The organism is Qipengyuania nanhaisediminis, from assembly GCF_900115585.1.
Taxonomy (GTDB): domain Bacteria; phylum Pseudomonadota; class Alphaproteobacteria; order Sphingomonadales; family Sphingomonadaceae; genus Qipengyuania; species Qipengyuania nanhaisediminis.
Map to the genome: position 1 here is coordinate 182,999 of NZ_FOWZ01000002.1, position 24,501 is coordinate 207,499.

A 24,501-nucleotide genomic window follows, 5' to 3' on the forward strand; every position below is an offset into this window, starting at 1 on the left:
CCTTGCACTTTGCGCCCGCACCCTTAATCCGGCTGGCATGCAAACCATTCACGTCAAGCCGGACAATCTGGACGAACGGAATGCGGAATTCCCGCAGGCGCCGCTCGATCGGCCGGTATTCCTGAACAGCCTTCCGAAGTCCGGCAGCCACTTGCTGCGCAACATCATCCGCATGTTCGTACCGGTGGAGCACCAGTACAACGCCGACTTCATCCAGTTCGCCAATCTCAAGCGCCACGTGGCCGCCTTCGACGGGCCGCCCGCCAAGCTGAGCTGGGGGCACCTGTTCTTCGCCGACATCTCGGCTGCGACCACGGGTGGCGCGCGCCGTATCCTCCTCGTGCGCGATCCCTACGACTGGGTTCTTGCGATGGCCCGCTTTATGCTGTCGGACGAGTTTTCCGGCGATCTCGATATTCTCAAGAAGGCTCCCCTTACCGCAGAGGAGCTCATGAATGTCGTGATCTTCGGCCTGCCGCGCCAGAGCCCCGGCCTTCACGAGACGTTTCTTTTCAACGCGGTCGCATGGCTCGGCACGGGCGAATACCTCGTCAGGTTCGAGGAATTGCGCGAGGCGGTAAAGAACCTCGATAGCGACGAAAGCGAAGCCTATTTCGCCAAACTTCTCGAGGCGTGCGGCATTGCCATGCCCGACGATTGGCGCGAACGGGTCCGCATTGGTGCGGATCCGGAGCAGAGCGGTACGGCCCGCCAGAACCTGACCATGCGCGGGGTCACCATTCCCGACACGCTTCCGCAAGCACAGCGCGACATCGTGGATCTGGTGTCGCCGCGCCTGCGCACCATCCTGGGGTACGCACAATGAGCGGCGGACGCCCAGTCGAAACCGTCGGCGGTTCGCTTGACGAAGCGCTCGCCCGCGGCGCCGCCCTGCTCCAGTCCGACCCAGCGTTGGCCCTGAAGCAGGCTCAGGTCATCCTGCGCAAGGACGGGCGCGAACCGCGCGCGCTGCGTCTTGCCGCTGCTGCCCATCGCGCCAGGGGCGAGGCGGATTTCGCCGCCAAGGCCGAGCTCCTCGCTATCGACGAAGCGCGCCGGTATCCCGTGCTGGCGCAGGCGGCCAAGGCGCTCAATGCAGGTGATTTCCCCGCGGCGAGCGATCTTGCCGCCAAGCATCTCAAGGACTTTCCCGGAGATCTTGCTGCTATAGTCCTCTCCGCCGAAAGCGCGCTGGGTATCGGTTTGCACGACAAGGCGATCCCCATGCTGAAGATGGTCCTCGATCGCGCGCCGGGTTTCGCCCACGCCAGCGTGCTGTTGGTCAACGGCCTGATGCTGTCGGACCAGTTGACCGAAGCTCGCAAGACGCTGGAACCGCTCATTGCCGCTAACCCGGACGATATCGGCCTTCTCTCGCTTCAGAACCGCCTGTTGACCGGCGCTGGCGATTTCGAGGGCTGCGTGGAGACGACGCAGCAGCTGATCGATCTGAAGCCGAAATCGCCCGATTTCCGCGCCGATCACGCAGACGCCTTGCGCTTCGTCGGGCTGAGCGATGAGGCGAAAGAGGCGTATCGCAAGGCGCTTGAGCTCGATCCCGATCATGCGCGCTCGTGGTGGAGTCTCGCCGATCTCGAGGCTTCCAGTCTCTCCGATGACGATATCGCCTATCTGACCAAGCGACTGGAAACAGCCGGATTCAAGGGCGAGCGCGAGATCAATTTCCACTTCGCCCTCGCAATGGCTCATCACGCGCAGAAGGATTTCGACCGGGCATTCGCGCATTTCGAAGCCGGAAACCGGAAACGCCGGGAAGCCGATCCTTTCGATGCGGCCGAGTTCCGTGAATTGATGACGAGGCATCTCGATTACGCCAGCTCGATCGCAGCTGCGCCGAAAGATGCGATCGAGCCCGCGTCCCCCCTACCCCTCTTCGTGGTGGGTATGCCGCGGGCAGGTTCGACCCTGCTTGAACGAATGCTCGGTCAGTCGGACGATATCGAACCGCTCGGGGAGTTGCAGGTCGTCTCCCACATGGTCCAGCGCCTGATGCTGACCCAGGGCCGCGAAGCGCTTCCGCAAACGATAGCCGGGCTGAACGACCAGGCGCTTGCCTCCATGGGCACATGGTATCGCAATCGTGCACGCGAGATGATGCGCAGCAATTCCAGCATCATCATCGACAAGATGCACATGAACTGGCGCCACCTGCCCCTGATCCTGCGCATGCTTCCGCAAGCGAAGATCATCGATATCCGGCGTGATCCGATGGATTGCTGCTGGTCGAATTATCGCACATTGTTCGCACGCGGCCATGCGGCTTCCAGCGATCTCGAGGATATCGCGAGCTTCTATCGCACCTATACGCACTTCACCGACGCCTTGCGTGAACGGTACCCCGGCCGGATCATGCTGGTCGAATACGAGAACCTCGTGGATCGTCCGCAGGAGGTGCTCGGGGATGTGTGCGAATTTCTCGGCGTTTCCTACGATGAGGCAATGCTCGCTTTTCACCAGTCGTCCGAAGCGGTGGCGACGGCCAGTTCCGAACAGGTGCGTAAGCCCTTGAACCGGAAGGGGATCGGCGCATGGAAGGACTATGAGGCCCATCTCGCTCCCTTGTCCGATGCCCTGGGTGAGCTTGCTGCAAACTGAGATGTAGGGAAGCGCGATGACCGACCCTGTTCGCAAGATATTGATTGTCGGCGGAGGCTCGGCAGGCTGGATGGCCGCTGCTTATCTGTCGCGTGCGCTCTCCGATACCGTGGCGATCGAACTCGTCGAAAGCGAAGCGGTCGGCACGGTCGGTGTCGGCGAGGCAACAATCCCGCCGATCCGCGAATTCAATCGCATGGCGGGGATCGACGAGGTCGAATTCGTCAAGGCGACCGATGCCACCTTCAAGGTCGGCATCGAGTTCGAGAACTGGGGTGTGCCTGGCGATCGATACCTCCACGCCTTCGGACATGTCGGCCAGGAACTCGATGCGATGGTGCGCCTTCATCACTGGTGGCTGCTGGGCAAGCAGGCGGGCGGGCCGGACTATCCGCAGTGGCAGGAGCTGTTCCTTGGACGCGCCGCCGCCGATCTCGACCGCTTTGCCATCGACCAGCGCCCGGGCAGCGAACTTTCACGCCTCCTTCCCCATGCCTATCACTTCGATTCCCTTAGCTACGGTAAGTATCTGCGCAAGGTCGCGGAAAGCCGCGGTGTAAAGCGGACCGAGGGAAAGATTGTCGCCGTCCACCGCGCTTCCGACACGGGGGAAGTCACTGGAATCGGCCTGGATGACGGCGCCACCCTTGAAGCCGACTTCTTCATCGACTGTTCCGGCTTCCGCAGCCTCGTTTTGGGCGAAGCGATGGAAGTGCCCTTCGACGACTGGAGCCATTGGCTGCCTGCAGACCGCGCGCTCGTCGTGCAGACCGAAAACGTGGGCGAGACGATATCTCCGATGACGCGCGCCATCGCCCACAGCGTTGGCTGGCAATGGCGCATCCCGCTTCGGAGCAGGACCGGCAACGGTCACGTCTTCTCGAGCGCGTTTTCAAGCGGGGACGAGGCGACAGAGCGTCTGTTGGCGACTATATCGGGCGATCTGCGCGGCGACCCGCGCATTATCACATTCCGGACCGGCAGGCGGCAGGACGCGTGGTCGGGCAACGTCGTCGGGATCGGTCTCGCCGCCGGCTTCTTGGAGCCCTTGGAGTCGACCAGTATCCATCTGGTCCAGGCCAGCCTCGAACGCTTGGTAGAGCTTTTTCCGACCAAGGCGATCGACCCCGTCCTGCGCGACCGTTTCAACGCGCAGACGCAGCAGGAATGGGAGCAGGTCCGCGACTTCGTAATCGCGCACTATGCAGTGATGCAGCGCGACGACAGCGAGTTCTGGCGTCATTGCCGCACGATGGAATTGCCGGATACCCTTTCGACGATCCTCGAACTTTGGCGCTCGCACGGAAGCGTGGCCATAGACGGCGGACACCTCTTCCAGCTCGGGTCGTGGACGTCGCTGCTGCTCGGGCAGAACCTTGAACCGGATCGGCCCCATCCGGCCACGGCGCGCGCACAGCCGCAACCCATCGCAGACCGGATCGCCCATATTGCAGCCTCGCTGCGCAAGAGCGCAGAGGGGCTGCCCGATCACGGACAGTTCCTCGCCCGCATGGCCGGGACAGCGTCATAGGCCCCGGCCACGACAGGCAAGTCACAGCATTACGACGGCAGGAAAATCGCCTTCGCGTTGACGAATTCCTTCATGCCGAAGCCGCCATGTTCGCGGCCATAACCTGAATCCTTGACCCCGCCGAAAGGCATGTTCGGGTCTGCCGCTCCAAATGAGTTGATACGGACCATGCCTGTGTCGAAATGATCGCGGGCCAGGCGGATCGCCTTGTCCTCATCCTTGGTGAAGATGCCCCCGCCAAGGCCATAGCGGCTGTCATTGGCGATCCGCATCGCGTCCTCGTCGTCTTTTGCGCGGATGATCGACGCGACAGGGCCGAATAGCTCGTCGTCATAGGCCGGAGTGCCCGGCTTGCAGTCGGCGAGGACCGTTGCCGGGTAATAGCACCCTTTCGCGTCCTTGTCCGGATCGCCGCCGCACAGCAGGGTCGCCCCTCCATCGAGGCTCTTGGCTACCTGCTCGACCAGCGTGTCGAATTGCTCCTCGCTCGAAACCGGGCCCAGCTGGGTGTCCTCGTCGAAGGGATCGCCCATCTTTACCGATTTCATGCTTTCGACGAATGCCGATACGAAATCATCGTAGACGGCGTCGGTCACCACGAACCTCTTGGCCGACACGCAGGTTTCGCCGTTGTTATACAGCCTGCCCTGGACGCATGTTTTCACTGCCAGGTCGATGTCCGCATCTTCCAGGACGAGGTAGGCGTCGTTCGAACCGAGCTCCAGCACCGTCTTCTTGAGGTTCTTGGCCGCCAGTTCGCCGATATGGCTGCCCGCACCATCGCTGCCGGTCATTGTCACTGCGCGGACCAGGTCATGTTCGATGATCTTGTCCGATACGTCGTGGCCGACAAGGATCACATCGAACAGCCCCTTGGGCAGTCCGGCTTCGAGACACAGGTCACGCAGCAACAGGCCGCTGCCGGTGCAGATCGATGCGTGTTTCAGGACAACGGCGTTTCCGGCCATGATGTTCGCCGCCAGCACACGCATGGGCTGGTAGACCGGGAAATTCCACGGCTGCACGCTGTAGATCACGCCGATCGGCGAATAGGTGACGATGCCGCGCTTCTTGCCGCCGCTGTGCTGGCGTTCTTCATCGGCGAGCGCATCGGGTCCATTGTCGGCCGTGTACTCGCAAATGCGGGCGCAAATCTCGATTTCGGTTTTGCCGTCCTTGTAGAGCTTGCCCATTTCCTTGGTCATGAGCTCGGAAAACTTGTCCGCATTATCTCTCAGAACTTCGGCGATTTTGCGCAGATATGGCGCGCGTTCCTCGTGGGACTTCTTGCGCCAGTCCAGAAACGCCTCATGCGCAGCCTCGACGATCCCAAACGCCTCGCTTTCGCTCATCAGGTCATAGGTCTGCAGATTTTCCCCGGTCGCAGGGTTCTTGGTCTGGATGGTGCTCATGGGAGGGACTTTCTGGTCGTTGGGCAAGCGCTCTGGGACGTCGCTCGCGAGGTTGGACTTCACGTGGCCAACGGTGACGGCACTGCCGTGTTCCGAGACGCTCCTTCCCCGCTCGCAGCGAACACGGATGTCGAAACGATCAAGCGTCGGCTGCGTTCAGCCTTCGAACAAGCATTCTTTCCAACCCCGATTTCCAGACTGTAGGCACTTCATGAAAATTCTTATCGCCGGCTCGACCGGCAACACCGGACTCCGCCTCACCCGCCAGCTTATGGAGGCAGGTCATGAACCGATCGCGATGCATCGCGCCTCTTCCGACACGTCGGAATTGCCTGAAGGTGTTGCGACGCGCGAAGCCGATCTGACGCAATTGGACGGCAATGTTTGCTCAGATGTCGATGCGGTGGTCTTTGCAGCGGGCTCGGGCGGCGACACGAGCGAGGAAATGACCGAAAAGGTCGATCGCGACGGGGCCATCAAGCTGATCGACCAGGCAAAGGCCGCCAATGTCAGCCGCTTCGTCATGCTGAGTTCGGTAGGAGCGGACAATCCCGACCCCGATTCCGAGCTATATCACTATCTGAAAGCGAAAAATGCCGCAGACGAGCATCTCGAGGCCTCGGGTCTCGATTATTCGATTGTGCGTCCCGTCGCACTCACTGACGACGATGGCGATCGCGACGTGAAGCTGAGCGACGATGTAGATCCCAAGGGCAAGGCGGCACGCGGTGATGTGGCAGCCGTCCTGCTGCGCGCTATCAGCGACGACAGCCTGCGCAACAAAGCGTATTTGATGGAAAGTGTCTGCTAAAGGCACGATGCCGTTTTGGTAGCGGAGGAGGGATACAAATGACTCAAGTAACTCTCAGAGAATTATAGGATCTTCCCCCCGTACTTCCTGACGATACCCCCATGGATACCCCTTGTGCCGTGACATCTCGTGTGTTGTCCTCAAGTTTCCTATTCTTCGTACCAGGGCGACGCGGCTGTACGGTCTCAGTTGAAGGTTACAGCGTTCCTTATGCCGCTCTTCAATGACTTCTTTGTAGGACTGCTAATGAGTGCTTCCTTACTGTGTCCACCAAGCGATGCATTCGCATAAAACCCAGTGTACTACTCAATTTTATAGCGCACCCTGATCGTGAAACTCCCGCCGCCGGAGAAGGCCCCGCTGGGCACCACGCGGAAATCGGTAATTGCCTGGTCGCAGCCGTCCGCGTCGGCGGTTGGGGTGTAGTTGAATGTCGCGGCATTATCGTTTGAGAATGCGATGCTATCCGTGGCCGACGCCAGACTGCTGAAGGTATAGCTAACGTTCGAACTGCCCGCGCCGAAGATCACCGGTCCGCCAGTCCTGGAAACAAGACACATTTTTGCATCCGCGGGGCCGTCGTCGGTTACAACCACGCTGTTGGCATCGGTCGCTACGCCACCGGTATTCGACACCGTAATCAGATATTCGATGATCGCGCCGGGGATAGCCTTCGGGTTCGAATCATCGTTGATCGGGTCGGAAATCACCGAGCTGACCTTCGTCACCGACAAGGTCGTCGACGGATTGCACACCGTAATGTCGTGGAGGCCGATGCCCTGTTGCCCAGGATCGACCGGGGCGCTGGCCGCATTGCCGTAAGTCAGGACGATTGTGTCCACCGCCTGATTAAAGGTCACGACGACGTTGCCGAGTGCCTGATCCGAATTCGACGCGCCGGTTCCGGTGGCGGTGTTGCCGGACACCGTGTTGACGTTGCCGTTGGTAAGGATCGGATTGACTGTAGTGCCGGAATTCCTGCCCGTGACCTGCACACGATCGGTGAACTGGCCCGCTGCGAAATCGACATCGTAGATTGAGAACTGCACCCCGGTGAACGCGCGGGGGAGCGTGATGGTCACCTGCACCACACCGCTGCGGTTCGGCTGATCGGCCAAAACGGTGAGGCTGCTTTGCGCAGGCTGCAACCCGCCGGTAAATACATTGGCAACGGTAGGGGATTGCCCTCCGAAGGCAGCATTATTGATGTAGGCTCCATTGTTGGTCAGCTGGAACCTGACATTCCCGAAGGCTGAGAAAGCGTAGGAATTGTCCACGCTTCCCGGCGTCCATGTGGTTATGCGATCCCAATCGAAGACCGAACTTCCCGCGGAACAAGAGAGTGTCGGCGGGATGCCAGGGGGATTTCCGCTCTGCACGACGAAGCTGAAAGAAGCGTAGTCGTCTTCGGTGGTCACGCCGTTGTTCACTGTCGAATCCGGATCGTTGGCGCTGCTAGCCGTTATCTGGGCAGTATTGGTTATCGTAGTGCCTGCCGCCGATGAGACGGTGCCCGTGATCGTCAGGCTGACGCTGTTGCCCGGCGCTAGCGAACCGACCGACCAGTCCCCTGTTGCGGAATTGAAACTCCCCGTCCCGCTGGAGGAGACGAAACTGAAACCCGCCGGCAAAGTGTCGCGCACGACGATACCTGTTGGCGTTTGGGTGGAAGTGACGCTGTTCGAAACCGTCAGCCGCCAGGTAGCCGTTCCCCCCTGGACAGGAGGCGATCCCACGAGCGCCTTGCTAAGGGAAAGGTCTGCTCCAGGCCCCTGGTAGGTCAGGTCGGAGAGGCCGAGATACTGGTTCCCCGGATTGCCCGTACCCGTGTAACTGTAGTAGACGACGCGGATCCGGCGTACCGCCTGCTCGCCGAATGCGAACGAGATGGTACCGTCGCTTGCAAACTGGTCCGATGCTCCGACGCCGCGCCAGCCATTGACGGTCGCGTCATTGGTGCGCGCGACGGAGCTGCCGATGGACCAGAAAGCGGGATTGCTCGCAGCGTTGGACATCACGCCCGCAGTGTCGTCGTCGTAATAGACTTCGATCGCATCGACGTAATTGCCGGCGTCGATATCGTCCAAGGAGAACCGCAGGTTGCCGACCGCACGGCTCAGCGTGATGGTGACGGTTATCTTGTCACCCGGATCATACGACGCATTGTTGAAGCCGACGAACAGGGGCGATTGCCCATTCCCGATCTGTCCCGCGAAATAGCTGACGTAATCGGTTGCAAACGCAGGCGTGAACGAGCCCGATCCGTTCAGCGTCACACCCCAGTCTACCGTAGCAGTCGTGCCATCCGAGCCCGCCACCGTGGTGCCGCTCGGCAGGGATGTCAGCGAAACCGCGTTCGCATTCGCCCAATCCACAGTCGCATCCTGTGCGCTGGCGGTCGCTGGCATGAGAATGGCGATAACAAGCGCCAGCCAAGCCATGGCGATCTTGCGGAAAGATTTCGCGGCAGTCCAAACCATGCCTTCGAGATAGGCAGACATGGTAAACAGTGTGTTTACCGAACCGGATTTGCCGGTGCTCATTGCGCGTCCCTCCCAAGGCCGAGGCCGCGGAAGGTGTTGGCATCGAATTTTATCCGAACGGCTGCGTAGAAACCCTGCTCGGAATTGCGCGCGGCAGAGAAATCGGCATCGCGAAAGCCGTCGACATTATAGCCGACCGTAAGCAGTACGTCGTCCGCAGGTGTGAACCCGACTTGGGGACCATAGGAGAAGCTGTAAACTTCATCATCAAGGTTTGCCCGGACCGTTGCGGTGGCACCGATTTCGAAACGATCGGTGATGCCGAAAAGCGCACCAGCTCCTGCAAGCAGGGTCGTCCCCGAAAACTCCGTGCCTTCGAACTGGTCGAAATTGTACCGGCCACCAAGGAAGAGGGTGTATTCGTCGCGGCGCGTCTCGTGCTCCATGCCGCCTTCGTCCAAGTCAGTGCCGCGCGGCGACCAATTGGTGGACCAGCTGGCGACCAGGCGTCGCGAAATGGCATCGCCGTCGACGGTAAGCGCTGTCCGGCCGGCCGCGCCGGCCTGGCCCGCAATCGCGCCCGTGACCCGGTCGCTACGATACTCAAGCTTTCCCAGCATCGCCACTTCCGAGGCGGCAGGGCGATGCGCAATGGCAATGCCCGCGTCGATAACTTCGGTCGTGGCGCCGCCTTCGGTCTCGGCACGTGTCCACGTGGCGCCCGAGCCGACGATGCTGCCTTCTCCCAACTGGCGGATTGCCCCAAAAATTGCTCCGGCGCGGTCTGCTTCTTCACCATCCCGGTATTCGCCGCGAGCAGTGACGCTCCAGCGATCCTTGCGCCAGGCAGCACCCAGTGTAAGCGCCGTGAAATCTTCGAACAAGGCGTTGCCGGTGAGCTGGCCGCCACTGGCGACAGGTTGTGCGGCATTGATGACATCGGCAATATCGGGCGAACCACCGAGAGTGCGATTGCCGTCGATCGTCGCATCGAGCGTCAGTTCCTTGCTGATCTGCAAAGCCTGCGAAAGCCCGTAGGCGGCAAAGGCGCGATTGCCGAACTCGTTGATGCTTTCCTGGCCCAGCGTCGTCACGATCTGGCCACCCTGCCACGGCGTAAATTCGATGCCGCCGCGCAGCTGGCGGGCGCTGACGTTTTCGCCATCGGCAATCTCGTAGGCACCCACCAAGCGGACATCCGGTGTGATCGCATAACGCACACCGAGGCGGTGACGCGCGGGCAGGTCGACGCTTTCCGCATCGTCCAGCGCGATGGCGCTGGCGGCGCTCAATTCGAGCTTGTTGTTCAGCAGCCGCTGCGTGACACCGCCTTCCAGCAGCGTCGAGCTGTTTGTCGAGCCATCGCTGAGCCGGTCGTTGAAGTGCGAAAGGCCGAGGCGGAAGTCGGTGTTCTGGCGAGTCAGATTGAGCTGGGTCTGGACCGCCCGGCGGCGAGTGTCGTCGGTGAGGCTGTTGTCCTGCCAGACGCTTCCGAGAATGCTGAGGTGGTCAGCCAGCAGCACGCGCCCATCCACGCCGACCTTGCGGCGGCCAAGCTCGGCCCCGTTCTGCTGGCCTATGCCGTAATCGGCATCGAGCTGGTGGGCGTAAGCGAGAAGGTCGATATTCTTGGTCTGGTGCTGGGCTTCGACAAGCCAACCGGTGGCGGTGTCCCCTTCGCTGCGGCTTACGGCGATCTCGCCGCGAACTTCGGTGGAGTTTGCGATCCGCGCGCGCACATCGACAGCCCCGATCTCGGTGCGGGCTCCGTCGCCCTTGTCGCTGATGACCGTCGCGCCGACGCGGACATCGCCGTCATCGCTGCTCCAATCGGCGCGGACACCGGCATTGAGTTTCGCCTCGCCCAGGCCATCCGTTTCGTATTCGACGACGATGAATTGCGGATTGAGGTTCTCGTCGCGGCTGAGAACAGGGCGCGCGAAACTGATCGTGCCGGACAGCAGGTCGATGTCGTAGTCGATAAAGCGCGTCAGCGTTTGCGACGACACGATCAGCTCGGAACGGAAGCGGTCGCGTGTCTCAATAGTCACCCGCTCGCTGTTGGCCAGGATCCGGCGGCTGCCGAGCTGGTACGGTCCGGAGATGCCCTGCCCCTGAATTTCCTCGCGCTGCAGGCGACTGGAAATCTCTGCGGCAAAGCCCTGCGCCTTGACCTGCCCAAGCCGCCCCTCGCCCTTCACGCCGGTGGCGGCGCGATTGTAGCGCGCCAGCCTGGTTTGATCGAAACCGGTCTCGAAATCACCGTAGAGAGCGTAAAAAGTCGAAGTCTCGATGCGGACATAGAGCTTTTCGCGGCTGGCGGCATCGAACCGGCGGAGCGAACCGTCGGCGAAAACGGTGTAATAGGCTTGCGGATCGATAGTTCCCAACACGCGCTGTTCTTCGCGCTGCTTGGCACTGTCGTAAGCCAGGGTGACGAGATATTTCCCGAGAACCCGCCCCTTGGCATAAAGCGCGACGCGGGCATCGTCGCCGAGGTCGCTGTCAAAGCGCCCTGCGCGTTCCATGTTATCGGCGACCGAACGCGCCCCGACCGTCCCCTCTACCAGGCCGATCACCGTCCATTCGATATCGCCGGGCTCGATCCATGCTTCCACTTCCTGACGACGCGCGATCTCGCCGTCGTCGAAAACGAAATCGAGTTGCAGCGACCCGCTCACCATGGTCGGAGCGAGTTCGATGAGAGCGATGCCGTCAGTACCGGTGACGGTCCAGCGCGCAGAACTGGGCGCAAGGCCGGTGAGCTGGTTGAGCTGCTGGCGATCGAGCTGTTCGGCGCTTTCATAGGGAGCGCTCAACTGGAAATTGCCGGAAACCCCCTCGCGCAGGGGCTTGTCGTTTCGGTCGAGAACGCGAATGGCGACCACCGGCCGAGTGCGTCCATCGGCAACCAGATTGGAAAGCTCGGGTACAAGCTCGACCCGGGTCGGCATGGTAGTGAAGAAGACTTCGCGGGCAAACGCCTTCGTCGGCTCGCCGAACGAATTGACCACTTCAGCGGTCAGGATGGATTTCTCGTTGAGGAGCGGGACGCCGCGCCAGGTGCTGACGGCGAAACCGCCCCTCTCGGGAGTAAGCGTGCCGTCGAAGGCGAGCGGATTTACCGGTTCGCCGTCGATCTTGAGATTGATCGTCTGGCCGCGGCGGTGACGCACAGCGACGCGAATAGCGGGAGCGCGGGGATTGGCATTGACACCCGGCGTCAGGAAACCGTCTTCTCCGTCACCTAGGGCGATCCAATCGGTGTTTGGTGCGAGGCTGTTCGGCGCGCTGGCTGCATTCGCGACCGGCAGGAGGACAACCTGCTGCACCAGTTCGTCGGCGCCATCCAGTACCGCATCCGATGCGATGGCCTCAATCGCGCGCGCCCCTGCTCCCTCGGGTCGTGTTTCCGCGAACCTGGCGACGTCCTCTAGGGCGCCTTCGGGGACGATCGCGTGGAAATCTGCGACCTGGAGACTGCCGCCCTGCCCGATAACGAAGCGGGAATTCGTGCTGCCGGCATTGCGAGTGCCACGATGGCAGTCGACGAGCTCCGCGCCTTCAGGCAGCGTCATCTGCGACACCTGCACGACGTGCGTGCCCGGCACGACGCCTTCGAAATGATAGCGGCCGTCGGCATCGGTTATCGCATAGCTGCCGTCTTCCATCATCACGCGCACGCCGGGAATGCCCGGGCGCGGATCGTCCAGATCCTCGAGCCGGGTACATGGACCGGCCGTGATGCGCCCGATGATGGTCAGGCGGTCGGCGATGGTTTCGCGTTCGATGTCGATTGCGGCGCTTGCCCGCGCAGCACGGCCGAGCGAATCGGTCGCGAGCGCATCGTTCAGCGCACGGCCCGGTGCTGCATCGGGGCGCACGCTCATGGCATAGGTTACCCGGCGGGTTGCACCGCCGGCAATATCGCCCAACGCGATCGTCAGCTTGCTGCCATCGGGCGCGATGGTGATCCTGTCGGCAGCCTCCTCGCCGTCGATGCGGATCGTGTCGGGGCGAAGCCTCAGCTCCGGCGCTGGCGTGTCGGTCAGGACGACCGCGCGCTTCACCCGGCTCGGGTCGGCATTGCGAGCCGTAACCGTGTAGAACACGACATCGCCGGGCACCACGCGCTGGCGCGATGCCGTCTTGGTCAAACCGATCTCGAGGCTGGGCCTGTCGAGAGGGATGTCGACCTGTACCGGTACGGGAGTATCGAGTGCGAAAGGCGCACCATACGACGAATCGCTGATAAGGAAGCTGCCGCCATCGGGACGCGTAAGCCGTGCCAGATCTTCGGGCGAAACAGCCGAAGGAGCGGAATAGGGCTCGGGCGGCACGATCTCGATGCGATAGCGTCCGAGAAAGGTCAGCGGGAACCAGTACTCGCCCGGCCCCAGCTCTACGACATTGCCGGCGCCGTCGGTTGCGGGCTGGCCGGATATGACCGTCGAAGGCCACGGGGTCACGCCATCTTCGGCAAATACCGTTGCCGGCAGTCCGGTGACATCGTCGATCAGCGTCACGCGAGCACCATCGACGGGCTCGCCTGTCTCACTGTCGAAAACCACCCCGAACGGATCAGCCAGCACGTCAACGGTGGTGCTGGCGATCGTTGCGTCACCGCCGGGCGTGAAAGCGGTGATTTCGATGGTGCTGCCGTCGGAAAGGCTGAGGCGGCAATCGTCGCGAGTAGGTGCGGGTGCAATACGAACCGTGCCGATCCGCCCGACAAATATCCCGGTATCCGGTCCCGTTTCGTAAATGGTCTGCTGTTCGCGATCGCCGCTGGACGTGGTTATTACGACATCAAGGGTATCGATCGCTGCAGGATCGCGGTTCGCCAATCGCGCGACGACATCGAAAAGCAGCGGCTGGCCGACGCGTATGATACTGGTCTCGTCAGCCTCCAATTGATTTCTGCCGTCCCTTCCGCCGCTCGTGTCCGAATTCCCGGCAAGTGGCCTCTGCTCGCCCGCAGCGGCGCAGACAGGCGCCTGGAAATCGAGATCGAAGCTTCCCCCCGGAACGGGACGGAAAGTCCGGATCTCGGGAGCCGGTGCAGCAACATCGAACGTCACCGTGTTGGACGCCGTTTCCCGTTCCCGGCCAGCGAACTGCCAGCTTGCGGTTGCGGTGTTGGAAATGGTCCGGGCAGGTTCTGCCACGACCTGTGCGAGTACCCCCTCCGCGAGCAGGACCAAAGGCAGCAGTACTGCGAGGAGTACTGCTGCCATCTGCCCGAGAGAGGGGGTGGAACGCAAAGGTTTGCTTCCGGCGTGGTTAGTTGATGGTCACGCGGAAGTAGAGCGAACGCGTCGCGCCCGCTGCGATGTCGCTCAGATTGCCGAGCACCTGGTTTTCACCAGCATCGCCGGTCCCGGCACCGTAGGTTCCGCCTGCCGAACCGTCGGCGTTGCAGCTCGCAACCGGTTCTGCGCCCGAACTGTCGATCGTTGCGGTCCCATCGACAAAAATGCCGAAGGCCGACAGGTAGGTCACATCGAAGGGCAGGTCGTCGGTCACGGCGATATTGGTCGCGGTGGCACTGCCGGTCGCGTTGGAGACTGCGATGCAGTACTGAATCGTCGCGCCCGGGATCGCTTTCGGATTGGTCGTACCGTTTACCGGGTCACTGATAATGCTGCTCGACTTGACGACCGTGACATTCGCACCGGACACAGCAAAGGTGCCTTCGTCCGAAAACGCGCCGTCATTGTCGATTTCCTCGCCGGTACCGCCGTTACCGTCGGCGAGAACGGTGTCGATGCCCGCGGTATTCGCGCCGGCGGTAGCGTCGATATTCGCACCAAGGCTACCAATAGTCCCGCTTTCATGCGCATCGGCCACAAGGGCGACGTCAAATGTGTTGGTATTGACGGCATCGAGCGTGATATCGGCGACAACCAGAACTGCGATCGTCTCGTCCCCGGTTCCATCGTCTGCGAGAACTTCGTCGAGGTAATTGATCGGACCTGCGGCAAGTTCATCGGCATCGAGTACACCGTTGCCGTTGCCGTCGAGATAAATCTCGAAGTTCTCGATGTTGGCGCCGGTGCCTGCGGTCAGGACTGCCGTCAGATCGAGGTCGACGGTGGCGTTCGACAGGTTGGTGACGTCGAATGCCAGGGCGACATTTTCTTCACCAGGCGACACGGAAACGGGCGTCGCGCCAGTGAAGTTGACGTTCACATCGATCTTGCGGTCGACAGTGAACGTGTCGCTATCGGTCACGGCCACCTGATCGACGCCGCCGACCCGGTAATCAACCGTCACATTGTTGGTGATCGAACTTCCGGCGGTGGTCCCTTCGGCCATTGCCGGAGCGCTGGAAAGTGCAATAAGCGCAGCCGAGCTTACCGCACCCAGCAACTGGGAGGTAGGTTTCATTGAAGTGTCCTCTGCGTTTGCCCCGCGCTACACACACCGCCCGCGAGACCTGGCGGCTATCCTTCGCTTGTCAGCGGATGATGGCGGGGTACTCGAGCCGTCCGCTTGCGCCCGGCGCGATCGACGCGATTGTCCAGCGGACATGCGTTACATCGGCGTGGGTGGCGGAACGGACAGAGCCGTCGTCTTCGGTGATGCTCAGACTGGAAAGCATGCCCCAGCTAGCGCCATCATCGACGGAAACCGTCAGTCCTGCGTCGGCATCCGAAGCAAGGCGGACTGCCGAGGGAAGCGGATTGGTCACGACGAAATCGGTCACCGCTTCGGCGCCCTCGTTCGCGTAATCGGTACCGAATACGAGCCTGTCGCCAGGCACGATAAGGTCCGGCTTGACGAGCTCTGTGCGCTCTGCCCCGGTGTCGTCAGCGATGACCTTGACGGCCATCACATCGCCGGAAAGCTTAACCGAGCCATTCGGAGAAGGCGCTTCCGTGAGCGTATCTTCTTGCGCCAGCACCTGGGTAGGAGCGAAAGCAAGAATGGATACGCTTGCGACCATTTTTATGAGCGTGTTCATTATGTTATAATCCCAACCTAGAATTAATCTATGGTAACGTTAAAGGATATGGACTGAGTTGCGGGTGCGCTGACCGATCCAAGATCGACCGCAATCCCATCCGCATCGGAAGCCTCGCCCGCATCGTCGCCTGCAGCGTCCGTTAGCGGGTTGCCATCGAGGGCGAGCGACCCGGTGACATAGGTGGTGCCGTCCGGAATGATGTCGGCGACGACCAGATCGCTTACCGAGCCGCTACCGGAGACTTCGGCAACGATCGTGAATGTCACGATGGAACCGGGAACCGCGCTCTCCCCCCCGAACGGATCGACGATGGAAGCGGATTTCGTCAGGTCGACGGACGTCAGGCCAACCTGGATAGCTCCAGTCGCTGTCGCGCTTGCGCCGGTCGTGCCGACTATAGCGTCGCCGCCATCGACACCCTGCCCGGCGAAAGTGTCGCCCGGCGCGCCCGTGCCAGTCGCGGCTTCTGCAATAAGTTCGACATTGGTTTGCTGCCCGTCCGTCACACTGTCGGGCACCGTGACGATCACGAATACGGTCACAGCCTCGTCAGCGGCGAGCGGCTCAAGCGCTTGAGGGGCAGTGAGAATTTCGTCGACACCCGGATCGTAGACCCCGTTTCCGTTAGTATCGACGGCGATGCTTTCGACGAGCACCTCAAAGTCGTTGCCGGCCACCGCGGTGTTCGGAGTCAGCGTAAACGCTTCCGGGCCGTTTCCGGTATTGGTCACTTCGAAAGTAAGCACAGCCTCGCCAGGCGTCGCGCCGATCGCACCTGCATCCAGCGAGGTGACGGTGACGTCGAGGAGTTCATCGACCCGCACGACCACCGTATTTGACTCGATCGTCTGCGGCCCGTCGCCTGCGTCGAAGGTCGCAGTAGCCGTGTTTTCGATCAGCGTGCCTGCATCGACACCGTCGGCGAAAGCTGGCGAAGCAATTGCACAAAGCGCGACCGCCGAACCGATAGCGAGATGCCTAATGATTGTATGCGTGTTCATACTTACCGCGATTAGGCGGTAAAGGTTACCAAGATGTAAGCGAATTGGCGGAAACCGCTGATTTCTGCGGATAGCTGGTCACGTAGCGAGTTGGAAAATAGTTAATGTGACCAAGTTTTTTTAATACGCAAAACGTACTCAAGCAGGAGATTGCGTCTTGCCACAATCCCAAGAGAGACTCTGCATTCATAACGAAAGCAGCAGCCCGACATCCGCAGCGAGTGAACCTGGGTAGCGCTGGTGACTGACCTGCGAGTATTTTCCTTCATACTCACTCTTGAGAAGTTCTATTTCGAGACGACAATAACTCGCCTCGTGAACGTGCGTGCGGTCGTTTTCCTAGAGCTCAAGGCCTCGCGCGAGGAAATCCCAATGGGATCTCGAGCTAGCTTCTCTTCAGAGTTGGTGCTTCATGCCGGGATCGGGGCGCATCCTAACCTTTACGAACGCAATTTTCTGGTAGCGGAGGAGGGAAATACAGGGAGCCTATAACGTGCTGATTTACCTTATCAACTTTTTGGATCGCCATGCAAATACCCCCATCAATACCCCCAAAATCGGACAGATGAGATAAAGCGCCTTTGGCAAACGACGACATGTTATTCGTAGTGACAGGTGAAATGAGCGTCGGCCGTTTTTGGGCCGATCAGAAGGCGAAACGCCAGGTCATGAACCATCCGCCCGATTGTACATCGAGGACATGTCATGGTCTGGCATGGACTGTATATTGTGGCCCGCATGCGGATCGGGTGTGTCGCTAGGCTTCGCATTCATCGGCGGGGGAGTGGCCGCAGGTGACGGCGCTACTACCGGAGTGCTCGCCGGTCGGTCTGGTTGCCTACCGGCAGTCGCAGCTTCACCCGACCGGTTCGTGTTGGCCTCTCCAGCGGGAGAGGCAGCGTTGTCTCTTTCGCCTTCACCAGCACCTGTGCTCTCGGTCGGCGGGGCCGTATACAGTGGCAAGGCTTCAGCTTCTGATGAAGTGTCCTGCGTCTGATGACATGCAGCGAGCCCTAGCCCCAGTGCCGCCGCAGCAAGGGGGGCAACAAACGCGTTCCGATTCGATCTACGCATCATTCTATCCTTCAAAGCCAGGAGATACCAAGATGATTGGCACCGTGCGCAAGCTCGCCGCCCAGAAACCCCTGCACCAGCACGAGAGCGGCCATGGAAAAGATTGCGGCGCGAAGCAGGGTCCGGCTCGCGGAAGCACGGCTCGCAAGATAGGCCATCGCCAGACCGAGGACGGCGATCAGCATTCCGTTCCAGCGATGAACCTGCATCGCAGTATCTCCGCCGAACCAGAGACCGGTATGGATCCAACCGAATAGGGCCGCCACGACCGCCCCGGCGGCACCGCCATAAACAAGTACGCGCACTGCCGGCTCTAGGCCTGTGCCCTTCCGTGCGATGATGAATAGCTCGGTGAGAGCTGCCATAAAGAACAAAGCGATCGGAAAGTGTACGGTGGCGGGATGCAGCGATTTGAGCACACCGACCACGCCCTTGTCGCCTTCGCCTGCATCCTGTCCATTCGCCCCGTCATGATCAGCAGCCGTATCGCCGTGCCCCTGCGCAGACTGGATATCTTCTGACGCCGCATCGGAGACGACAGCACTGGCCGCTTCACCATGTTCTTCGTCGCCATGGGCCTGGGCCGGACTTATCGAGAGCAGACTGGCGGCCACAATAGCCATGAATTGGATTGGTTTCATTCTCTTTGGGCTCCGGTCTTAGCGACAGTCGTGCGACCTATTGTATCGGTAGTGCTCTGCGAACCCTCATCTCTCGCGGTAATGCAGCGAGGCGAACGACGGCGCGTTAGGGTTCAAATATAAATCACGAGATGGTCGGGCCTCCTGCCTTGCACAGCGCTTTGGTGAGGGTGGCCAGCCTCAGGTACGAAGCGAAAGCCCGGCCACCATCTCCTAATCGTCTTGCGCCATGTTCTCGTGAGCCGCCATCTGCTCCATCATGTCGTGCATCATCATCATGCGCTGGTGACAGGCCGCCATCATATCGGCATTGCCGCCCTGCATCATGCCCGCCATGTGCTCCTGCATTTTTGCACGATGTTCGGCCATCAGCCTTTGGCGTTCGGCAGGATCGCCCGCCGCGTGGGCCTGCTGCATCAGCGCGCGCATTTCTGCCATCTTTTCACGATGGGCCGCCATAGCGTCGGAATCCTGCATCATATGGCCAGCGTGTGACTGCTGCTGCGCCGCCGCTTGATCTCCGTGGTCATGCTGTTGCTGGGCCATTGCCGGGGTGGCTGCCAAGCCGGTGGCGAGCGCGAAAGCTAGAACTGTCCGTTTCATGGTCGATTTCCTTTAGTCGGTCTTGCGGTGGATGCTGTGTGCATTCATCTTCTTTACGCAGCCGACATCTCTTCCCCTCAAACAATCCGCAGCAGCGGTGGGGCTGGTGGGCCGAAGCACGGCCGGTTGCAGCGGTGCTGTTTTTCGGCCACCTTTTTGAGAGAAGCTGATAACGACGAATGGGGAGTATCATGGTGCCAGCAGAGCCGTCGGAGAAGCAGTCGTGAGCACGGTCAATGAGGACGGCAGCTGGGATGTTCCGGAGCCCGATCATGCCGAGCTGGTGCAAATGCGCATTCGCCTCATAACTCTCGAGAACATAGTTCTCGGCCTCTTGTCCGGGGCGAGCGACGAACAGATCGAACAGATCAGGAAACGTGCGGACATGATCGAACCGCGTCCCGATGCGAGCCGGCATCCGCTTACCGAACTGGCAGCAGGTGACATGCGGAAATTTCTCGAACGCGCTGCTCGCATGGCCAAAACCGAGAGCCGCGAAGACCGTGACTGATCCAGGCTTTGGGGCAGCAAAGGCGTTATGCAGGACGTGGAACTCCGGCCCGCCGCTATTTCCTTGCGCACATCATTCCGGCGTATCCGAAGCATGACCAGAACCCATTGGCTGATCTTTGTTTGCGGGAGCCTGATCGCGTTCGTCTGGGAGATTTTCCAGATGCCATTCTTCGAACCGGGTGATCTCGAACCCTTCGAGCGGACCATTCGCTGCGGCATTGCAAGCCTGGGCGATGGCGTGATCCTGCTGACAGGTTATAGCCTTGCAGCATTACGTGGCGGGCACGCATGGCTCTGGCAAGCCGCCAAAATGCCCTATGCGGTCTATTTCGGCTTCGGGCTTGTCGTCGCAATCGCCGTCGAAATGATCGCCACATCGCTTCCGGCAAACAGTTTCCTGAGCTGGCGCTACAGCGAGTTGATGCCGCACGAGCCAGTGACGGGACTAGCGCTGATCCCGATCGCGATGTGGACGGTCGTGCCGGCGCTAACGATCCTTCTGGTCCGCTTTGCCCGAGCCGAACCTGATTAAACTGGGAGCGGCTTCAGGGTGCATTCGGCACATGTTTCGCCCGCCGCCTGATCCTGGGAAACCGGTTCGCAAGCAGGACAAAGCCCGAAACCGCGATAATCGTCCCGCCGATCCCGAACAGTAGCAGCCACCAGCTGTTGATGCGGTCGCGCTGCGTCCAGTCCATGATATGCAGCCCCCAGATAAAATCGAACAGGCGCCAGGTGTCGCTGCGGGCAGCGAGCACCGAGCCACTCGATGCATCGATGTAGACGCGGGTATTGTCCTCATCGCCGTAGGTGATCTGCCACGCCGGAAACGGACCCCGGAATTCGGTCCCGACAGCGTCTTCGATGAGGCGTGTGGTCGCTATGGTGGTCGATGGCCCGGTCCAGGCACGTCGGGCGATGGCCCGTGCACTCGCGGCGGGAAGGGGCGAGAGGAGCATCCCGCTATCCGGGTCGCGGAGCGTGACGCTTCCATCGTCCCGGCGGACCTCGGTTACTGCCCTGCCGCCGACCGCGCGCGTCGCAAGGGAAACCACCCCCTCGCTGCTATCGAGCCATTGGGGCATGACAGCATCAGCGGGCAGGACCTCCGGCGCGCGCGAAACGACATGTTCGGACCGAACCTCTTCGATGTCGAGAAACGACATCAGCGCCCCGGTGATCATCCACAGGAGCACCTGGACGCCGACAAAGATCGCCAGCCATTTGTGAAGCTTGCTGCCCAGCACATGAAGACGCAGCTTGAAAGAGCGTAACGCCAATCGGTGTTCCCCCGATCAAATCAGTTGTTACGCGGTGCGCGTGACGATGAATGGTACAGAACGATCTTCCAGCCATCTGCATCATGAGCGAGGACCGAGGTCGCAACCCCTTCGCGGTCGATTACGCGGCCGTCGGCCAGTTCGATCCGATAGGTGTACGTTTCGCGGCCATAAGCCATATGTCCCATCCGGGTGACTGCGAGCGTCGGTTCGCCGAAGGTGAAGCTGGTTATTGCATCGAGTTCCGGTCCCAGGTGATGCTCCATGTAATGCGTGAAGCTGCCTTCCGCCTTGCCGTTTTCGTAAACGAAGGATTCCTCGGCAAACAGCGCGGCCATGGCCTCTGCATCGCGCGACGTCAGGGCATCGCGATATGATGTCAGAACCGCTTCTGCCCCAGCGACGTCGTCGTTCATCGCAGCCATATGCTCGGCATGGTTCATGCCCTGCTCCGTATGGTCCATCGGCGTTGATACCGAATGTTCCGAATGCGCCGAATGGTCCATGGATTGTGCCAGGGCGGGAGTGCCCCCTGCAGCCAAGGCCAGGGCGACCGCGCTTAGGGATAGTCTTGTCCTCATTGTATATTTCCTTCTCTTAAAACCAGAATCGAATTCCCACGACGTAATTCGTCACGCTAGAGTCTTCCCCTGCGGCGCGGGCATAATCGGCGCTGTCACCGATCCGCCATTCCTGGGATACGCCAACATAGGGCGCGAATTCGCGTGCGAACTCGTAGCGAAGACGCAGACCTGCCTCGATCCGGTCGAGGCCAGCGCCAATGCCGAGTTCGGGAATATCCTGCACCGAAAGTGCGATTTCGGCACGCGGCTGGAGGATCAGCCGCTGCGTGATGCGCTGATCAAGCTCGCCCTCAAAACGCGCCGTCACATTGCCTTTGTTCGATACGAACGCTGCAACGTCTACCTCGAACTGGTAGGGAGCAATGCCCTGTATGCCAATGACCGCATGGGTGCGCTCGGGCCCTGTCAGATCCTGGCGGACACCGGCTTGGAAATCGAAGAAGGGAGCGATCGCCCGGCTCCAGAGCGCCTGGACTTCGGCGCCCTCGACAGGCTCACCGAAGCTGCCTTCACCCTCGGACTTGAACCAGAACTTGTCGATATCACCGCCATAATAGCCCTGGATATCCCAAAGATATCCATCCGCTCCCTCGCGGGCGCGGTATTCGAGCCGGTCGCCCTGAAACCAGAAGCGCATCCCGCCGTCGGTCTCGCGGACAAGTTCGCGCCGCGCTTCGTTCATGGCTTCCTCGCCCCAGATCGCAACCGCCGCGCGCGCGGGACCGCTCCCGGCTTCGGGAGGAGGCGGCAGCAGCGGGATATCGTCGTTCGAGCCCATCTGCATCGACGAATGGTCCATGCCCTGCATGTCCTGCGATCCCGTCTGCCCGTGGTTCATCTGGCTGTGATCCATCTGCCCATGGTCTGTCGACGAGCCGCTGGCTTCCGCCTGCCCCATGTCGCCGTGATTCATCTGCGAATGATCCATCGTCGAATGGTCCATCGCAGCTTCAGGCTGGGCAGTACGTTCGCACGCCCCCTCTGTTACCGGATGCCCCATCGCACGATGGCGCGCGGCTTCCTCCTCGCACTTTACCTTGGCGTCAGCCTGCGCCTCGGCGCTCTGCTGCGGCTCCGCCGGCGAGTGACCGGCGTGCTGGGCTGCGGCGGGCGAAGCGAGGACTGCACCTGCTGCGACGGAGGCGAAGAAGCTGAAATTGAAAGTCTTCATGCTTCGCTCCCGTCCGGATTGGCAACCGTGACAATCTGAAACATCCCGGCATGCATGTGGTAGAGAAGGTGGCAGTGGAAGGCCCAGTCGCCCGGCTCGTCCGCCGTCAGGTCGAACTGCGCGCTGCCACCCGGCTGCAGGATAACTGTGTGCTTGAGCGGTTGACGGTCGGCCGGGGCGCCATTGACCAGCTCGAAGAAGTGCCCGTGCAAGTGGATCGGGTGCGCCATCATCGTGTCGTTGATGAGCTTCACGCGCACGCGTTCGTTATAGGCGAACCGGATCGGCTCGTCGGAGACGGCGGAAAACTTCTTGCCGTCAAACGACCACATGTAGCGTTCCATGTTCCCGGTGAGATGGATTTCCATCCGCCGCGAGGGAGTCCGGCCCTCCCGATGAGGTGTCAGCGAGCGGAGCTTGCGATAGTCGAGCGTGCGGTGAGGGACATCGGCGAGGCCGATGCCGGGATCGCCCATTCGGTCGACCGGGTTCATCGAGACCATGTCTAGCCCGGGTCCGACCTTCACATCGGGAGGCAAGCGCGAGATATCACGCATCTGCATGCCTCCCGCCATTCCGGCCATGCCCGCCATATCCGAATCGCCGGACGAACCATGGTCCATTCCCGCCATGTCACCGCCACTGCTGTGGTCCATTCCGGTCTTGCCGGCATCGCCGCCGGAGCCATGGTCCATGCCGCTCATGCCCATATCGGCCATGGTCAGCAGCGGGGGATCGCGCAGCGGAGGTATGGCGGCGCGCGCGCCGGGTGTGCTCGCAAGTGTGGCAATACCCATGCCGGAGCGGTCCATGGACTCTGCCACCAGCGTGTAAGCCTGTTGCTCGCCCGGCGTCACGACGACATCGTAGGTTTCGGCAACGCCGATCTGGAACTCGTCGACCTCGACCGGTTCGACATCCTTCCCGTCCGCCTGCACGACAGTCATCGGTAAGCCGGGAATACGGATATTGAAAAAGGTCATGGCTCCGGCATTGATGAAGCGCAGGCGTACGCGCTCGCCGGGGCGGAAGAGATATTCCAGGTTGTCGAGCGGGCCGTGACCATTGAGGAGGTAAGTGTAGGCAGCGCTCGACACATCGAGGATGTCGGTCGGCATCATGCGCATCCTCGCCCACATCCGGCGGTCCCCGCCCGAAAGCGGATAATCGTCGGTCCAGGTGTTCTGGTTGTAGTTGAAGTAGCCTTCGCCCTTCTTGAGCTTGTCGAAGATCGTGTGGGGCGACATATCGCTGAATTCGCTCAGCACCACGATATATTCGCGGTCGGCCTGCACCGGATCGGGTCCGGCGGGATCGACCACGATAGCGCCGTAGTGCCCGGCCTGTTCCTGCAACCCGCTATGCGAGTGCCACCAATAAGTTCCTGCCTGCCGCACGGGAAATTCCGCTGTGAATGTCTCGCCTGGTTTGACGCCGGGAAAGCTCACGCCGGGTACACCGTCCAGTTGGAACGGCACGAGCAGACCGTGCCAGTGAATTGAGGTATCTTCCTCGAGCTGATTATGAACGTTCAACCGCACGGTCGTGCCCTCTTGCAAACGCAACAGCGGACCGGGGATCGTGCCGTTGACGGCGATGGCGCCGCCGCGCCTGTTACCCGTCGCGAAGGCAGAACGTGCGACAGTGAGGTCGATATTCAGCCCCGCTACCTCGTCCAGTCCTTTCCTAGCGTTACCCGCCAGGATGTCCGCGCCGCGCGCCCAGGCCGGCATGGCACCGGAGAGACCAAGCAGGCCCAGCCCGCTAGCACTTGTTCCAAGGAATTTTCGGCGATTGAGGGCAGGCATAGG

Annotated in this window: 18 protein-coding genes; 6 read left to right on the forward strand and 12 right to left on the reverse strand. The window is 61.0% G+C overall.

Annotation, left to right across the window (positions count from 1 at the left end):
* Positions 1–37 precede the first annotated feature (37 nt).
* Genes BM173_RS06515 through BM173_RS06525 form a run of 3 tightly spaced genes read left to right on the forward strand, consistent with a single transcriptional unit; the run spans position 38 to position 4,147 of the window.
* Positions 38–826 carry a hypothetical protein gene (locus tag BM173_RS06515; RefSeq protein ID WP_090479026.1) on the forward strand — a complete coding sequence of 263 codons (789 nt, stop codon included), beginning with the start codon at positions 38–40 and terminating at the stop codon, positions 824–826.
* Entirely contained in the window at positions 823–2,616 is a 1,794-nt protein-coding gene (locus tag BM173_RS06520) for a tetratricopeptide repeat-containing sulfotransferase family protein (protein ID WP_090479028.1), read from the forward strand. The genes BM173_RS06515 and BM173_RS06520 overlap by 4 nt, the downstream gene beginning before the upstream one ends.
* Positions 2,617–2,632: 16 nt before the next feature.
* Positions 2,633–4,147: a tryptophan halogenase family protein gene (locus tag BM173_RS06525; protein ID WP_090479031.1), complete on the forward strand. Its 1,515-nt coding sequence runs from the start codon at positions 2,633–2,635 to the stop codon at positions 4,145–4,147.
* A 29-nt stretch (positions 4,148–4,176) separates the two neighbouring features.
* On the opposite strand, the gene BM173_RS06530 is transcribed toward BM173_RS06525, so the two are convergent.
* Positions 4,177–5,559, reverse strand: coding sequence for an NAD-dependent succinate-semialdehyde dehydrogenase (locus tag BM173_RS06530; protein ID WP_090479034.1), 1,383 nt, complete (start codon positions 5,557–5,559; stop codon positions 4,177–4,179).
* 211 nt (positions 5,560–5,770) lie between these two features.
* Between BM173_RS06530 and BM173_RS06535 the strand changes: the two genes are divergently transcribed.
* Positions 5,771–6,370 (forward strand): SDR family oxidoreductase, encoded by a 600-nt coding sequence (locus BM173_RS06535; RefSeq protein ID WP_090479037.1) that lies wholly within the window; start codon positions 5,771–5,773, stop codon positions 6,368–6,370.
* A gap of 302 nt (positions 6,371–6,672) precedes the next feature.
* On the opposite strand, the gene BM173_RS06540 is transcribed toward BM173_RS06535, so the two are convergent.
* The 7 genes from BM173_RS06540 to BM173_RS06575 all read right to left on the reverse strand — a co-directional run bounded on the left by BM173_RS06540 (position 6,673) and on the right by BM173_RS06575 (position 19,142).
* The gene (locus tag BM173_RS06540; RefSeq protein WP_245755802.1) at positions 6,673–8,913 is read right to left on the reverse strand and encodes a DUF11 domain-containing protein; all 2,241 of its coding nucleotides are present in this window, start codon (positions 8,911–8,913) and stop codon (positions 6,673–6,675) included.
* A complete protein-coding gene (locus BM173_RS06545; protein ID WP_090479039.1) occupies positions 8,910–14,090 on the reverse strand; it encodes a DUF11 domain-containing protein in 5,181 nt (1,726 codons plus the stop codon). Before BM173_RS06545 ends, BM173_RS06540 begins: the two co-directional genes overlap by 4 nt.
* Before the next feature lie 46 nt (positions 14,091–14,136).
* The gene (locus tag BM173_RS06550; RefSeq protein WP_090479042.1) at positions 14,137–15,243 is read right to left on the reverse strand and encodes a DUF11 domain-containing protein; all 1,107 of its coding nucleotides are present in this window, start codon (positions 15,241–15,243) and stop codon (positions 14,137–14,139) included.
* Between the two features lie 70 nt (positions 15,244–15,313).
* A complete protein-coding gene (locus BM173_RS06555) occupies positions 15,314–15,820 on the reverse strand; it encodes a hypothetical protein (protein ID WP_090479045.1) in 507 nt (168 codons plus the stop codon).
* A gap of 23 nt (positions 15,821–15,843) precedes the next feature.
* Positions 15,844–16,824 carry a hypothetical protein gene (locus BM173_RS06560; protein ID WP_090479048.1) on the reverse strand — a complete coding sequence of 327 codons (981 nt, stop codon included), beginning with the start codon at positions 16,822–16,824 and terminating at the stop codon, positions 15,844–15,846.
* 1,085 nt (positions 16,825–17,909) lie between these two features.
* Complete coding sequence (locus BM173_RS06570; RefSeq protein WP_090479053.1) at positions 17,910–18,539, reverse strand: DUF2231 domain-containing protein; 630 nt, start codon at positions 18,537–18,539, stop codon at positions 17,910–17,912.
* 213 nt (positions 18,540–18,752) lie between these two features.
* Positions 18,753–19,142, reverse strand: coding sequence for a hypothetical protein (locus BM173_RS06575; RefSeq protein ID WP_245755803.1), 390 nt, complete (start codon positions 19,140–19,142; stop codon positions 18,753–18,755).
* Positions 19,143–19,365: 223 nt separating this feature from the next.
* Here BM173_RS06575 and BM173_RS06580 point away from each other — a divergent pair, with 223 nt between their 5' ends.
* Positions 19,366–19,653 (forward strand): hypothetical protein, encoded by a 288-nt coding sequence (locus tag BM173_RS06580; RefSeq protein WP_090479056.1) that lies wholly within the window; start codon positions 19,366–19,368, stop codon positions 19,651–19,653.
* Between the two features lie 93 nt (positions 19,654–19,746).
* A complete protein-coding gene (locus tag BM173_RS06585; RefSeq protein WP_011413854.1) occupies positions 19,747–20,187 on the forward strand; it encodes a hypothetical protein in 441 nt (146 codons plus the stop codon).
* A gap of 13 nt (positions 20,188–20,200) precedes the next feature.
* On the opposite strand, the gene BM173_RS06590 is transcribed toward BM173_RS06585, so the two are convergent.
* Genes BM173_RS06590 through BM173_RS06605 form a run of 4 tightly spaced genes read right to left on the reverse strand, consistent with a single transcriptional unit; the run spans position 20,201 to position 24,498 of the window.
* Positions 20,201–20,935 (reverse strand): PepSY domain-containing protein, encoded by a 735-nt coding sequence (locus tag BM173_RS06590; protein ID WP_233994312.1) that lies wholly within the window; start codon positions 20,933–20,935, stop codon positions 20,201–20,203.
* Between the two features lie 20 nt (positions 20,936–20,955).
* On the reverse strand, positions 20,956–21,516 hold the full coding sequence (locus tag BM173_RS06595; RefSeq protein WP_245755804.1) for a YybH family protein: 561 nt from the start codon (positions 21,514–21,516) through the stop codon (positions 20,956–20,958).
* Positions 21,517–21,532: 16 nt separating this feature from the next.
* Complete coding sequence (locus BM173_RS06600; RefSeq protein ID WP_090479060.1) at positions 21,533–22,690, reverse strand: copper resistance protein B; 1,158 nt, start codon at positions 22,688–22,690, stop codon at positions 21,533–21,535.
* Entirely contained in the window at positions 22,687–24,498 is a 1,812-nt protein-coding gene (locus tag BM173_RS06605) for a copper resistance system multicopper oxidase (RefSeq protein ID WP_090479063.1), read from the reverse strand. Before BM173_RS06605 ends, BM173_RS06600 begins: the two co-directional genes overlap by 4 nt.
* Positions 24,499–24,501 lie beyond the last annotated feature (3 nt).